This is a genomic window from Psychroserpens luteolus (genome assembly GCF_021032705.1).
GTDB classification, from domain to species: Bacteria; Bacteroidota; Bacteroidia; order Flavobacteriales; family Flavobacteriaceae; genus Psychroserpens; species Psychroserpens luteolus.
Window position 1 is genome coordinate 424,600 of the sequence record NZ_JAHVXI010000002.1, and the last position, 13,563, is coordinate 438,162.

General features: G+C 35.1%; 13 protein-coding genes. 2 read left to right on the forward strand and 11 right to left on the reverse strand.

The features are described 5' to 3' along the window. Window positions 1-107 precede the first annotated feature (107 nt). The 7 genes from KWG70_RS07570 to KWG70_RS07600 form a co-directional block, all read right to left on the reverse strand. Window positions 108-1,826, reverse strand: a complete 1,719-nt coding sequence (locus tag KWG70_RS07570; protein ID WP_230935392.1) for a hypothetical protein — start codon at window positions 1,824-1,826, stop codon at window positions 108-110. A 77-nt stretch (window positions 1,827-1,903) separates the two neighbouring features. Further along, entirely contained in the window at window positions 1,904-2,446 is a 543-nt protein-coding gene (locus tag KWG70_RS07575) for a hypothetical protein (RefSeq protein ID WP_230935393.1), read from the reverse strand. A gap of 44 nt (window positions 2,447-2,490) precedes the next feature. Beyond that, window positions 2,491-3,726: a DUF6638 family protein gene (locus tag KWG70_RS07580; RefSeq protein WP_230935394.1), complete on the reverse strand. Its 1,236-nt coding sequence runs from the start codon at window positions 3,724-3,726 to the stop codon at window positions 2,491-2,493. A 5-nt stretch (window positions 3,727-3,731) separates the two neighbouring features. Continuing rightward, complete coding sequence (locus tag KWG70_RS07585; RefSeq protein ID WP_230935395.1) at window positions 3,732-5,690, reverse strand: AAA family ATPase; 1,959 nt, start codon at window positions 5,688-5,690, stop codon at window positions 3,732-3,734. A 20-nt stretch (window positions 5,691-5,710) separates the two neighbouring features. Next, window positions 5,711-6,748: a hypothetical protein gene (locus KWG70_RS07590; RefSeq protein ID WP_230935396.1), complete on the reverse strand. Its 1,038-nt coding sequence runs from the start codon at window positions 6,746-6,748 to the stop codon at window positions 5,711-5,713. A 23-nt stretch (window positions 6,749-6,771) separates the two neighbouring features. Further along, on the reverse strand, window positions 6,772-6,951 hold the full coding sequence (locus KWG70_RS07595) for a hypothetical protein (RefSeq protein ID WP_230935397.1): 180 nt from the start codon (window positions 6,949-6,951) through the stop codon (window positions 6,772-6,774). Window positions 6,952-7,064: 113 nt separating this feature from the next. Then, the gene (locus tag KWG70_RS07600; protein WP_230935398.1) at window positions 7,065-8,405 is read right to left on the reverse strand and encodes a microtubule-binding protein; all 1,341 of its coding nucleotides are present in this window, start codon (window positions 8,403-8,405) and stop codon (window positions 7,065-7,067) included. Window positions 8,406-8,577: 172 nt separating this feature from the next. On the opposite strand from KWG70_RS07600, the gene KWG70_RS07605 reads away from it, so the two are divergent. After that, entirely contained in the window at window positions 8,578-9,375 is a 798-nt protein-coding gene (locus KWG70_RS07605; RefSeq protein ID WP_230935399.1) for an MBL fold metallo-hydrolase, read from the forward strand. A 104-nt stretch (window positions 9,376-9,479) separates the two neighbouring features. Beyond that, a complete protein-coding gene (locus KWG70_RS07610; protein ID WP_230935400.1) occupies window positions 9,480-9,716 on the forward strand; it encodes a hypothetical protein in 237 nt (78 codons plus the stop codon). Between the two features lie 205 nt (window positions 9,717-9,921). Here KWG70_RS07610 and ettA read toward each other — a convergent pair whose 3' ends face one another. The 4 genes from ettA to KWG70_RS07630 all read right to left on the reverse strand — a co-directional run bounded on the left by ettA (window position 9,922) and on the right by KWG70_RS07630 (window position 13,512). Further along, window positions 9,922-11,613 carry an energy-dependent translational throttle protein EttA gene (gene ettA, locus KWG70_RS07615; RefSeq protein WP_230935401.1) on the reverse strand — a complete coding sequence of 564 codons (1,692 nt, stop codon included), beginning with the start codon at window positions 11,611-11,613 and terminating at the stop codon, window positions 9,922-9,924. Beyond that, a complete protein-coding gene (locus tag KWG70_RS07620; RefSeq protein ID WP_230935402.1) occupies window positions 11,613-11,795 on the reverse strand; it encodes a CAL67264 family membrane protein in 183 nt (60 codons plus the stop codon). Before KWG70_RS07620 ends, ettA begins: the two co-directional genes overlap by 1 nt. A 112-nt stretch (window positions 11,796-11,907) precedes the next feature. Continuing rightward, window positions 11,908-12,624: a pirin family protein gene (locus KWG70_RS07625; RefSeq protein ID WP_230935403.1), complete on the reverse strand. Its 717-nt coding sequence runs from the start codon at window positions 12,622-12,624 to the stop codon at window positions 11,908-11,910. 15 nt (window positions 12,625-12,639) lie between these two features. After that, on the reverse strand, window positions 12,640-13,512 hold the full coding sequence (locus KWG70_RS07630) for a pirin family protein (RefSeq protein WP_230935404.1): 873 nt from the start codon (window positions 13,510-13,512) through the stop codon (window positions 12,640-12,642). Between the last annotated feature and the right edge of the window lie 51 nt (window positions 13,513-13,563).

The window sequence follows — 13,563 nt, forward strand, 5'->3', positions numbered from 1 at the left end:
CTTTATATATAGGTCTGAAAATTAAAGTGTTTGTTACATATCTATTGATGTATCTGTAAAGAACCTTAGGTACCCAATAGTAATGGTATCATAAGTAGAGTGATAGGTTAATTACCATCCAAAGCTTGCAATGAATCTAATTTTCTTTTGAGACGTTCAATTTCAGCTTTATTCTTATCAATTCCCTCATTATGAGCACTGGTGTCAATGGCTTTAAATTTTTCTTGTATTTGCTCTTGTAGAATATCAACATCTGTTTTGTCTTCTTGAAAATAATAGCCAATACCTTCACTAGAGCGCCACGCCTCACCTAATTGTTCGTAAATAGTTTTGTCCCATGTGCTTGGGTGTTTGACATCAATCCAAATCACATCACGATACTCACTGTCTACAAGTGCTAAATCTGGTGTTGCCGAACCATCAAATTGCCCTTCTTTATTGATTGCAGAGACGGTTCCTAAAAAGAACAATCGTTTACGACCTGCAATATCTTTAATATAAGGTCTAAACTCTACAGGCTTATTGGCATCCCAATCAAATTCTTTTCGAGATTCTATCATTTTTAAAGGCATAGCAGATACACCTGCATACCCTTGTTTTTTTGCAGCATGATCGTAGTAATACAACTTATCTGTGCCATCGGCAGGAACAAACACGCTGTAACTTAAACTTGTACGCTCTAGGCCAACAGGTTCTAATCCAAACCAATGATATAATCCACTATACGCATCACTTTCAGAGTCTGCAAAATCAAAATCGGTAACAAAAGGTTGTTGATTTTGGTCTTCTGGCATTACCGGAATTTTCACCGCTGTTTCCATATTCCACGGCAAGGGATCACTAAATCCACCCAGAAATTTCAATGATTCTGCTTGCAATCGTGATACTTTTTCGGCAAGCGTATTTTGTTTGGTGAGATAAGGATAGTTCTTCATCTCCTCTGGAGCGATAAATGTACCCTTTCCAATAGCGATGCGTTCTAAGTAGTCATTAAAATCATGCTCTCCATTTTCTATAACCATCACACCTCCAAATGTTGGGTAAGGAAAGAAAAAGCCTTTCCATTTGATCAAACTTACGACTTGAACCCATTCTCCTGAATCGTTCTTAATATAAAATGTATCACTAGGTTCGTAATTAAACAACATCCATGGATTGAAACGTTGCACTACAGCGTTATAGGTGTTTCGGCTGAATTTTAAGGATTCTCCAATGGAAAATGTTACTGGAATTCGGTTTTCGGCAGAAAAACGCGGAAAAGGCGTCGTACTAGACACTGCAAATACTTCTTCGGTATTATCGCTAATACGCTGCATGATATATTTTTCAGAAGGCTGAATAGCCATTGTCCATTTATTTTCATTGTCAACACGCACCAAATGTGGTAAGGATACATCTTTGGTCTCGCCTACACTTTCGTTGGCCATCGAAAAGATATTACGAAGCGGCTGAATGCGCTCATTTTGAGTTAATGGCAATTCGTTGATTTCTACTTTATTTAAATCGTTGAACACATTATAGGTCTTCATGTAATCGTATAACTCAATATTCTTGTACCAACCTAAAAAAGACAGGAGACCAAAGAACACTAAAAGAACTCCTAAAATTCCAAGGCGTTTTCCTGTGCTTGCGGTTTTTCGAAATTTTCTTAAACCAAAATATAGCACCACCAAACTCAATATGATGATAAATATGAATTTTCTAAAAAACAATAATGCCGGTTGATAGTCATCACGAAGCACAAACAATGCAATGAGCAAGATAATACCAACTATAATTGTTATAGTTTTTTGCTTCTTTCCTTTATTCCAGTAAGATTTAATCATTTGATAAGTTTTGACATTCTGCTTTGTGAGCAGCATTATTTATAATTCGTAAGGACTCTATATCAATTTTGGAGTAACTACATTAGTCCCTTATCTTTCAATCGGTCGCGAGCCGACTTCTCATTTACTTTAGGTTCAGGTTCCGTTTGTATATCCTCACTTGTATCTTCGACTACTTTAGTATCTCTAGTTTTTAGATCGTCAATAAATTCCTTTCCTTTTTCAACTACATTTTCAAATTTATCTTCTAGAGATTCGCTTTGCTCTTCAATGACTTTGCTTGACTTAATAACGATATTAGCCAAATATGTTCCTAATAAAGAGCCTGCTGCGAAAGACGCAAATGCCGACACACCATAATAACTTGCAAAGACTGAAATAGGTGTTAAAAACTCGAGAATTAGTGCGGCAATCAAGACAATAGACACAATAAAAATTAATCGTGGAATGAATGCTTGCTTATAAACAAACCCTTTTGGATTATCGGCACTCATTTGTAGTTCTTTACTGTTGACTATTTTATTAATAAAGCGATATGCACCATTACCATTAGACTCTCGCCAATAGATAAAAATTCCGAATAGAACGGCTACGATAAATATGATAATATCAGTTCCCATAGTTGTGGTTTTAGTTGATGCTTTATAAAGTTAGTCTAAATTTCTTAAATATTGTTACTAATCGTTTCAATAACCCAGTCCTGTAATGAGTCGTCCCAAGTATCATACTGCTTGTAAAACTCTTGTTTATCGTACCAATACATAAAGAGCACATCCTTTGGTGCTATATTAACCAATAGTTTCCAAATAAGATCTTGGTGTTTAGGATGCAAGCTTGAGTGTGGCTCATGCATCGCCTCAAACAAATCCTCATCAACAATATCTGAAATTTTATACTCGTTACTTTTTTCGAGTTTCTCCAAGTAACGTTCTACACTCATCACTTTCTTTCTCGTTTTAATATCGACCTTATTTAAATAACTTTTAAAGAGCAATTGATTATTTAAAATCTCTTTAATTGGATGCTTGGTATCCTTTAAATATTGAGCAAATTCGAATTTTTTAATACGTTCGTAGCGCTTCGTATTAACAATGTCTTCCAAATCATAAGCAATGATGATGTGATCTCTAAGTTTTTCCATCAATTGCGGTTGTTTGATATGAAAAATAATCACTTCATGTACAGTATCTTTAATAGCTTCTTTGTACCATTTCTTATTTTCAAAAACAACAATTGGAGAAATAAAATCTCTTAATACATATACACCACCAAAAGATTTAGTGTAAAACGAATCTGTTTGAAATTTGATATCCTCCAAATTGAGATCACGTTCTCTTAAATCGCCATATTTATTAGCCGATTCAAGAAGCTGATTGTGAATGTCCTCATCGATAAAGTTATTACCATGTTTAAATTTTTCGATGAGTTGTAATTGCTCTTCTCTTACATCATCAAGATTGTCAATCAAATGAAATCGGATGGTAACAATTTCGTACCTCAATACATCTAATGGTTCATAAAATGCATCAATATTTTGATCAAAGTCTATACAAATTGCCGAGTCTCGTGTAATGTCATTAATCTTATCACCATGCGTTTTAAACACTTGCACCATCATGTCTCTGTCGAAGGTATGGTATGGTAAATAGACCGGTTTTTTATTTTGCAAAGGGGAAATAATAATACCATGCGGATTAGACTCGCCATTGCACAAGTAATTCTCATCATTCTTTTCTTCAGCTACTTCAGGGCTCCAACCAATACCATCCACATGAAAATGGGTAAGTGTAGTTTCGGTAAAGCCTAGTTTAAGTAAGCATTTATTATAACGTTCTACCAGCTTTCCAGATATTGGAATGAGTTCACTTCGATATAGATTTGCTGCTTTTAGCTTGTTCATGACACTTATATTTTCCCAAACTGTTCTCTAGCTTCCGTTTCAATATTCAACTGGTTAATTCTCGCATCTACTTTTCGCTTAAAGTCGGTATCAGCAATAGTTGCCACATTATCTAAGTATCGCACCACTTCCTGACGACGAATTTCAGAGAAATCTAAACCTTTCATATTTGCTCGCATTAACTCCTGAAGCATGTTAAATTTTGTTTCATAGTCTTTTTGAAAGTAGATCTCTGGATTCTCAAACCAGTCTTTTTCCAAGTCGAAGTCGGTTAAACGCAATGACACCGCACTTTGTATATTACGCACATCACGAGATGAGAAAAATGGAAATAGTTTCTGAATTTCTTTATACAGATTAGCATAGAACAAATGTTCTGTAGATTTAAATTGCTTCTCTACTTTATCGTAGGCCTCTAATACGCGTTCTTCAGTAGGTTTGTCGGATACTTTTAAGATTTCTCCCATATTTTTTGCTAAACCTTGATCTTGAAGATATTCATAATCATTAGGTCCTTGCATATTCACAAAATCTGGCATGGTTGTATCTAATTTTCGCCACCACAAATGATCTTGATCTAAAAAGTCATGTTCGGTACGTGCACCATCAATTTTAAAACGACCTTGTACACGAGAAATAACAGCCTTATCTAACATTTCTGGTAAGTTGGTAAACAAGCCAATTGAGCTATTTCCGTAGTTTACCGCATAAGCGCCTTCCGTATATCTTAAAAACACACCAATCACCTCTTTTACACCAGCAGAAACTCCTTGAGCCGTACGTTCTTGTAAATTATTCTCGGCATCATCAATTGGTGCAAATATCAATTTAGAAGGATCTTGTAATGGTTTCATCCATTCTACCATTTTCTCAGCTGATCCACCTTGGAAGGTTGAAATGAGTGTGTCTGGCATTGGGTGAAATAAAAACGGGATATCTAAATTATCACAATGTTCTTTTAGTCGTGTTGCAATAGCTGCAATCAACATACTTTTCCCTGTCCCCGGAATTCCATAACCCATAAATACTGGCATAAAACCACCCAATTCTTGAAACGGATTTTTCTTAGCATCAAAATCGTAGCTCAGCATGCGCTCTGTTAAACGACGTGCGAAATGTTTTGCATCTCTATTACCTACAATTTGTTCAAATTGAATTTTATTAAATTCGACACTTTTTGCCGCACCTTGAAATACATTATCCCAACCTGATACTGCAAAATCTGACTTCTCTAGCTTATAAGTTCTATCCGTAACTGTTTCGGTATACTCCAAGCTGCTTTTACGCATTTGAATCTCTGCAATTAAAGCTTCAAAATAAACCACTGTAAAATCGATGACATCCTTATCCGATTTGATGATTTCTGGATGTCCTAAATATTTATCATAGTAAAATAAAGCACATGATATTCCTTTTAATGGTGACATAATGGACACTTCCGGAATCCCTGCAAATTTATTTTTCATCACACTAAGGTCGTCCGATGCAACCGTTTTTAAATCATGTAAAATCTTATACGCAGTGGCAAACAACATAAACGCTGTACCAGTCTGCATTTTACTTTCATACTCACGTCGACCAGCATTATCCAAAGCCGATTTGTTCTCTGCTAAGCTTGACAATCCGGAAGCGTCATAATAACTATCTTTGATCCAAATCCCTAATGTTATTCCTTCTTGAACAGCATACAGTGTTTGATTAAGATGCAGTGGAATAGCAATCGACTCAGGTAACAGTCTTTTTTTAAGTTCTAATATGGTTTTGGATACTGATGTTATTTCGGCTCCACCATTTCCTTTAGCTCGAGACAAATACAATAATATAGACTCATCTTTAGCGTCTTTATCTTTATTTTTTGCACGTTGCCCTTGTTCCCACTGAATACTTTTAATGTAGGACGTTGCTTCGTCACGAAGCATATCGAGTTCATTTTGTTTTATAGGAAATGTTGAATTGTGTTCCATATGATAGGTTAAATTTTATTTTATTTTAAATCTGCTATCTGAATAGGCGCTTTTGCCAACTTATTCATAATCTCAGGTGTCTTGTTATATAATAATTGTATGATTCGGTGTGGTGCAAACACATAGCGTTGTCTAAACACTGCATCCCAATTTTGAAAGGTTTGTTTGCTAAAGAAACTTCCTTCTTTAAATTCGCTCTTTGAACTAACTTCGTCAATTTTAAATGAGATGGCATACGATTCTAAAGGAATGGTTTTTTTCGCTATTCCATCGAGAATGGCATGCGTAATTTCATTCTCGTCTTTTGCGAAAACGTTATGTATTGGTCCGAGATCAACACGCTTCACTAGCTTAGGCAATACTTTTGGTAAACGTTTATCAATAGCATAAGCCATCATATCCATAGCCAATTCGCGATCTGCTACTGTTTTTAAAGCATAGTAAATATCGTCTCTGTCTTTATGAGGATTACTACCATCGTAATCAAAATACATATAGCAAATAAAGGGTCTGTTATGTGATACTTCATAAAAGCTCCAGCTTACTAAATATTGTCCAGGTGAACCTTGAGGCGCTTCTATAATCTTGCCTTGTACAAAACGGTTAAAGATGTACTCTTTTTTAGCAGAAGTGTAATACACTATAGAAGAGGCTTGAAATAACTTTCGTTGCGCTATTGGTTCTTTTTTTCTCAATAGCGTGTCTAGAAATTCTTCTTTTAAAACATCTATATTGGTAAGCTTGCCCAAATAATCTTCGCGCAAACCAAGATCATTAAATAAATAGCGAAACTCTAAATAGTTTGGAAAACCAGAATCTGTTAAATCTACCTTCATGTTTTCCTCATCGTCATACATATATTTCACACGCATGGCTTCGATTGAATATAATAGTAAATCACAATACTGCTTAAACAAGAGTACTTCTTGCTTTGTAAGTATCTGCTTTTGTTGTACCGCAACGATTAGCTCTTTAAGTGTAAAGTCTATCATCTTATGATAGAAGACATACTGCTCTTTAGAGTCTAATATTGCTGAATCTAATGGAGTTACAATCATATTTTAGATATACATTCTATGATTTATAAATTGAATTTCTCTTTACAAATGTGTGTTTCGGTTGTCACCTTTTCACCATTTTCATTGTAAGTAATTTCAGTTGCCAATTCACATTCTGAATGATCATTGGAAAAATAGATGAATGAGATGACACCTGCACAAACAACTACTATTGCTAGAGAGGTTAAAACAAATTTTTTCATAATTGTATTCGCGTTAAGGATAGAGCACCTGTTGGAGCTCCTCGTAGAGAGCGACTTGTGATAGCCTGACCCTCTGTAGCTTTTTAGCGAAAGAGGGTAACGCCATCATTATTTTAAGACAACAAATCGTCGTCGTTAGATTCTGGTTTTGGTTCGCCTTCTGGTTCACCTCCATCTGCTGGTGCATTTGGGTCTGCCTTATAGTACTCATCGAAAATTTCTTTCATATCAATACCATAACGATCAGCAAAGTTTTTCTGGATTTCAGAATCTTTTGTTCTTATTTCTTTTAATGCTTCTGCATAACTGCCATACACACCTTGCATCACTTTTTCATGAACTGGAATATTATCCATCATCTCTTGACGTGCTTTAGCACTTGCTGTATGCATTGCTGCTAAAGTTTCTCCAATATGCTCATCGGTCTTTACACCCAAATGCTCTAAAATCGCAGCAAACTCTTGATCTGTACGTGCTTTTAAGGCCACTACATAACCGTCATAATATTTTAAACGCTCATCGGTATCACTCTTAAGTTTTGCACGATGCGTTTGTAAGTTACTACGCAAAGAGGTTAATACTTTAATAGTTAAGTTATGCTTGTGTACAAAACTATCTTTAGACGCTGCTAAAGTTGTGTAAGCATTTTTAAGTCCTTCAAGTTCTTCTACTTTTTGTTCAAGCTGTGTTACTTTTTCAAGCGCTTCAGAGTACTCAGTAGATTGCTTATCTGCCACTTCTTCTAAAGCCTGACGTGCTTGCTTTAAAAGGGCGTATTGTTCTTCAAGCTGTGCTTCTACTTGTTTTTTCTTTTCTAAAGCTTTGGTATGATTATTACTAGCTTCAACAATAGCAGTTTTTAAACTCTCTTCAACTTCTTTGATTTCAAGTTCTCTATCTTTTAAACGCTTAATGGCTGCCTGACTTTTAAATGACAATTCATTTAACAACGTTTGCACATCTGCACTTTCTATACGTTGTTGGAATAATGCTTTTGCTTTATTATCTGAAGCATCACGTTCTTTTTGAGCTAATGCTAATTCATCTTCTGCTTTTTTAATCTTGCTTTTTCGTCCCCAAAGGTTATTCCACCAAGTATCAGGAGTATTTTTAGCGTCTTCTAATTCTACCTTAGCACGTTCTAAACGTTTGATAGCATCATCTATAATTTTTTGTTCTGCAGCGTTTAATGCCGAAAAACCTTCGAACATAATACCAACCTCATCTTGATAATCGGTAAGATCTTTAATTGCATCTAATAATGTAGACCTATCTTTTTCGGCCATATCTACAACATTATCTAATGTCGCATTTAGGATCTTCTGACGACTTTCTGGATCATCCTCCTGTGCCAATTTAGACTTCATTTGGTCTATGGCCTTTCCCCAATTAACATCTACTTTCTCAGTTTTTTCGTTGGAATTCGTTTCTAATAAATCAAAATCATCAGACATATTATGTTGTGTATTAAAGTTGAACAATATTTAGGACAAGCAATTTCGTTAAAAAATATGATTTTAAAAACTTAATCTGCCTAAAATATGAGTAGTAAAACATAATATTTTGTTACAAACTTTATTCGCATTCGATTTGTAATTATCTTTAAGTTTTCAAAAATGATATCCTATGAAATATTTGAATCTTTTATTAATTGTGACTTGTTTCTCTGTTTTTTCATGTAAAACAGACTCAAAAGAAGGTAATAATCAAACTTCAGAAGCCGATAACAGCGAACTTGTTGCTGAAAATTCTGATAAAGAAAAGGTATTAGACATACATCCTATTTCTCATGCCACCATGGTATTATCCTATGGAGATATTGATATTTATGTTGATCCTACAGGAGGAGCGAAAGCCTTTGCTTCATTCTCTAAGCCAGATTTTGTTATAATTACTGATATACATGGTGATCATCTCAATTTAGAAACATTAAAAGCCTTAGATTTATCTGATGCCACGATCATTGGTCCAAAAGCCGTTATAGGTAAATTACCTGAAGATTTAAAAGCTAAGGTGCACATGACTATAAATAATGGTGACTCGGCAACTTTAAATGGTTTTGATGTTGAGGCTATACCAATGTACAATTTAAGAGAGGAAGCTTTACAGTTCCACACTAAAGGAAGAGGTAATGGTTATGTGTTAACAATTGGAAATGAACGTATATATATTTCGGGAGATACAGAGGATATTCCTGAAATGAGAGCTCTCGAAAATATTGATAAAGCCTTTGTATGTATGAACCTTCCTTGGACAATGACGGTTGATAAAGCTGCAGAAGCCGTATTAGAATTCAAGCCAAAAGCCGTTTATCCTTATCATTATCGTGGAAAAGATGGTATGAGCGATGTCTCAAAATTTAAGACTTTAATCAATCAAGGCGATGAGGATATTGACGTTGTGCAATTGGATTGGTATAATTAACACACATCAATTTTATCGATTAAGTGTAACTTTTTATAGATAAATAACTTGTTTTTTAAATATTATTGTATATTTGAACACCAAATCAAGACAAACTTAGTTTAATGCTAACTACTTATACTTCAAATATTTCCCTTGTAAGCACGATGCAACTTACCATAGTTCTTATCGTGACCGCTTCTATTTTTTTAATATTCATTGCTATAGCTATTATAAAAATGTATAAGTTAAAGGCAGAAAACAAAAGATTAACAGATAACAGTTTTTATAAATCTGAAATAGATAAAAGCTATCAAGATTTCACTGATGGTCATTTATATGACAATAATGACAACAGCTAGAAGATGGATACCAATCTTTCGAAAATTACTACAATATTATCCATAGCCATAGTTACTATACTAGGGTTATTAATTTTAAACCTCGTTAAAGTTTATTCATTAAAAAAGGAAAACGAAAAACTTAAAAAACAAATAAAAGAGCAATAAAAAAAGCCAGCAACAACTGCTGGCTTTTTTAGTTTTATAGGATAGATATAAAGTGTATTTATCTTACTAATTTTTTATACTTGATACGCTTAGGCATTAAATCACCTCCTAAACGTTTCTTTTTATTCTCTTCATAATCTGAGAAACTTCCTTCAAAGAAATAGACTTGACTATCCCCTTCAAAAGCTAGTATGTGTGTGCAAATACGATCTAAGAACCACCTGTCGTGAGAAATCACCACAGCACATCCTGCAAAATTTTCTAAGCCTTCCTCTAGCGCTCTTAACGTATTGACATCAAGATCGTTAGTTGGCTCATCTAAAAGTAATACATTACCTTCTTCTTTAAGCGTCATTGCCAAATGTAAGCGGTTACGTTCTCCTCCTGACAGCAAACTTACTTTCTTATTTTGTTCGCTACCTGAGAAATTAAAACGACTTAGATACGCTCTAGAATTCACCTGTTTTCCACCCATCATGACCAACTCCTGCTCATCACTAAAGTTTTGCCAAATTGTTTTTTCCGGGTCAATATTAGAGTGCGATTGATCAACGTAAGCAATTTTTGCTGTTTCACCAACCTCAAACTCTCCTTTATCTGGTGTTTCTTCACCCATTATCATTCTAAAAATAGTGGTTTTACCAGCACCATTTGGTCCAATGACACCAACGATTCCAGCTTGAGGCAAATTAAAGTTTAGGTCTTCATATAATAGCTTATCATCATAGCCTTTACTTACACCTTTAGCTTCAATAACATTTGTGCCCAATCGTGGTCCGTTTGGAATATAAATCTCTAATTTCTCATCAAGCTGTTTTTGATCTTGACTCATGAGTTTATCATAATTCTTTAAACGCGCTTTTTGCTTCGTCTGTCGACCTTTAGCACCTTGTCGTACCCATTCTAACTCTCGCTCTAAGGTTTTTTGGCGCTTAGATGCAGTTTTACTTTCCTGAGCCATACGTTTGGATTTTTGATCTAACCAAGACGAATAGTTGCCTTTCCATGGAATACCTTCTCCTCTATCCAACTCTAAAATCCATCCAGCAACATTATCTAAGAAATATCTATCATGAGTAACAGCAATTACAGTTCCTTTATATTGTGCTAAATGGTGCTCTAACCAATGTACAGATTCTGCATCTAAATGGTTGGTAGGCTCGTCTAATAGCAACACATCTGGTTCTTGTAGTAATAAACGACATAAAGCAACACGTCGACGTTCACCACCAGATAGCACAGCAATCTTTTTGTCACCATCTGGAGTTCGTAAAGCATCCATAGCAATTTCCAACTTGGTATCTAATTCCCAGGCATTAGCCGCATCAATTTGATCCTGAAGTTCGGCTTGACGATTCATGAGTTTTTCCATTTTATCTGGATCGCTGTAGACTTCCTCCAAACCAAACTGATCATTAATGCTATTATACTCATCAAGAATAGCTACCGTTTCCGCAGCACCTTCACGAACCACATCCATCACTGTTTTTTCATCATCAAGTTTTGGTTCTTGTTCTAAGTATCCAACAGAATAATCTTGTGAAAACACAACGTCTCCTTGATAGTTTTTATCTACACCTGCAATAATTTTAAGCAATGTTGATTTACCGGAACCATTAAGTCCTAAGATTCCAATCTTAGCTCCGTAGAAGAAGCTTAAATAAATATTTTTAAGTACTGGTGTATTTGCAGATTGAAATGTCTTTGTAACACCAGACATTGAGAAGATTACCTTTTTATCGTCACTCATTATACTCTTCCTTTTAAAGCGTTAAACACCCAAGCAATAGCAAAAAATCCAATACCAACGGCTGCAAATCCCCAACCAGCAACTTCATCATATCGAAAGGCACCTAATGCTATTAAACCTAATCCTACTATTACCATAATTGTGGTGGCCCATGCCAGCACAGTATTTTTATTCATAGCCATATTTTTTCTTAATTTTAGATAGTTAGTCTAAACACAAATATCGTGATTTTAAACTAAAAAAAAGCATTCTGTGACAGAATGCTTTTTTTCGCTACTAACCAATTATAGTGGATTAGTTCATAGGAACCTCAACGATAATCAATTCGGAATCTTTAGTCGCTTTAATGTCAATATTTTCTGTTTCAGAAATACCAATAGCATCTCTATTGACAAGTGTATTATTGGCAATTTCAATTTCACCATCTACTACAAATACATAAAAGCCATTTTGACCAGATTTCACTTGTAGATCAATACTCTTTTGTGCATCCAGATTTGTTCTGTAGATATAGGCTTGCTGACTAATAGGTAAGGCCTGACCTACCAATTTATCTTTAGGCGCCACTACTGTTTGAAGTTTATTTTTCTTGTCTTCGGAAGGAAAAACACGTTGTTCATAATTTGGGGCAACGCTCATTTGCTCTGGAATAATCCATAATTGAAGAAAATTAACTTCGTCTGTTTTGCTGTCATTAAATTCAGAATGTGTTAATCCCGTTCCAGCACTCATTACCTGGACTTCACCGACTTCGATGGCGCGCTTATTTCCCATACTATCTTTATGCGATAAGGCGCCTTTTAATGGAATAGAAATGATTTCCATATTTTGATGCGGATGTGTTCCAAATCCCATTTTTGGTTTAACCACGTCATCATTCAAAACACGAAGTGCTCCAAAATTCATACGCTCTTGATTTTGATAACTCGCAAAACTAAACGTATGATGCGATTTTAACCATCCGTGATCTGCAAATCCTCTGGTATCTGCTTTGTGAACTATTGCTTTCATAATGTTTGTTTTTTATTAATTGGCTGGAAGAAATCCCATCTTACCCATTTGGTAATCTCGCATGGCTTCCAATAATTCTGTTTGTGAATTCATAACATAAGGTCCGTATGTTGCAACTTGCTCTTTAATTGGTTCACCAGATAAGAACAACAATTTACTATCTGTTTCTGCCTTGATAGAAAAACCATCTCCATCCTGATGAAACTCCATTAATTGGTTTTTATCTAATTCAATAGATTCAACATCATTTACAGTTACTTTTCCGTGAAGGAGATACAACATACCATGATGCTTATTAGAATAGGCGATTGTTTGTTCTCCTCCAGCTTTAGCATCAATCATGAAGGCATTTACAGCTGTTTGTGTTGCTATTTTACCAAAAGAGTTTTGTAGTTCTCCAGCGATAATTCTGGTTTCTACATTCTTATCTTCGGAAATAATCACATTAAACTCTTCATGCTTAGCATGCTGATAATTAGCTTGCATCATTTTTTTCTCTGCGGGAAGATTTAACCACAATTGAATGCCTTCGATTACTCCTCCCTTTTCAACTAGTGCTTTCGTCGGCCCTTCAGCATGAATAATACCTCGTCCTGCAGTTGTCCATTGTACATCACCAGCTTTTACAACACTTTCATGACCTAACGAATCACGATGTAATTGTTCGCCTTGTACTAAAAATGTAACAGGTTCAAACCCTCTGTGAGGGTGTGGCCCAAGATCAAACGGGTTATTTGCTTTTGAAATTTCGTAAGGTCCATAGTGATGTAATAATATAAATGGATCTATCATTTCGATAGCTTGTGTTGGAAATGGTTGTCGCAGTCTAATAGGCCCCATATTTACGAAATGGCTCTTACCTGCCCTTTTTATTGTATTTAATTTCATTTTTATATCCTTTCATTTCAATAGTTTCCATGGAAACTATTTGGTTAAAAA

Excerpts from the sequence above, each read along its gene's own strand:
- KWG70_RS07580 (WP_230935394.1), bottom strand. The coding sequence starts at position 3,726 with ATGAACAAGCTAAAAGCAGCAAATCTATATCGAAGTGAACTCATTCCA.
- KWG70_RS07590 (WP_230935396.1), bottom strand. The coding sequence starts at position 6,748 with ATGATTGTAACTCCATTAGATTCAGCAATATTAGACTCTAAAGAGCAG.
- KWG70_RS07595 (WP_230935397.1), bottom strand. The coding sequence starts at position 6,951 with ATGAAAAAATTTGTTTTAACCTCTCTAGCAATAGTAGTTGTTTGTGCA.
- KWG70_RS07570 (WP_230935392.1), bottom strand. The coding sequence starts at position 1,826 with ATGATTAAATCTTACTGGAATAAAGGAAAGAAGCAAAAAACTATAACA.
- KWG70_RS07625 (WP_230935403.1), bottom strand. The coding sequence starts at position 12,624 with ATGAAAGCAATAGTTCACAAAGCAGATACCAGAGGATTTGCAGATCAC.
- KWG70_RS07600 (WP_230935398.1), bottom strand. The coding sequence starts at position 8,405 with ATGTCTGATGATTTTGATTTATTAGAAACGAATTCCAACGAAAAAACT.
- ettA (WP_230935401.1), bottom strand. The coding sequence starts at position 11,613 with ATGAGTGACGATAAAAAGGTAATCTTCTCAATGTCTGGTGTTACAAAG.
- KWG70_RS07605 (WP_230935399.1), top strand. The coding sequence starts at position 8,578 with ATGAAATATTTGAATCTTTTATTAATTGTGACTTGTTTCTCTGTTTTT.
- KWG70_RS07630 (WP_230935404.1), bottom strand. The coding sequence starts at position 13,512 with ATGAAATTAAATACAATAAAAAGGGCAGGTAAGAGCCATTTCGTAAAT.
- KWG70_RS07575 (WP_230935393.1), bottom strand. The coding sequence starts at position 2,446 with ATGGGAACTGATATTATCATATTTATCGTAGCCGTTCTATTCGGAATT.
- KWG70_RS07620 (WP_230935402.1), bottom strand. The coding sequence starts at position 11,795 with ATGGCTATGAATAAAAATACTGTGCTGGCATGGGCCACCACAATTATG.
- KWG70_RS07585 (WP_230935395.1), bottom strand. The coding sequence starts at position 5,690 with ATGGAACACAATTCAACATTTCCTATAAAACAAAATGAACTCGATATG.
- KWG70_RS07610 (WP_230935400.1), top strand. The coding sequence starts at position 9,480 with ATGCTAACTACTTATACTTCAAATATTTCCCTTGTAAGCACGATGCAA.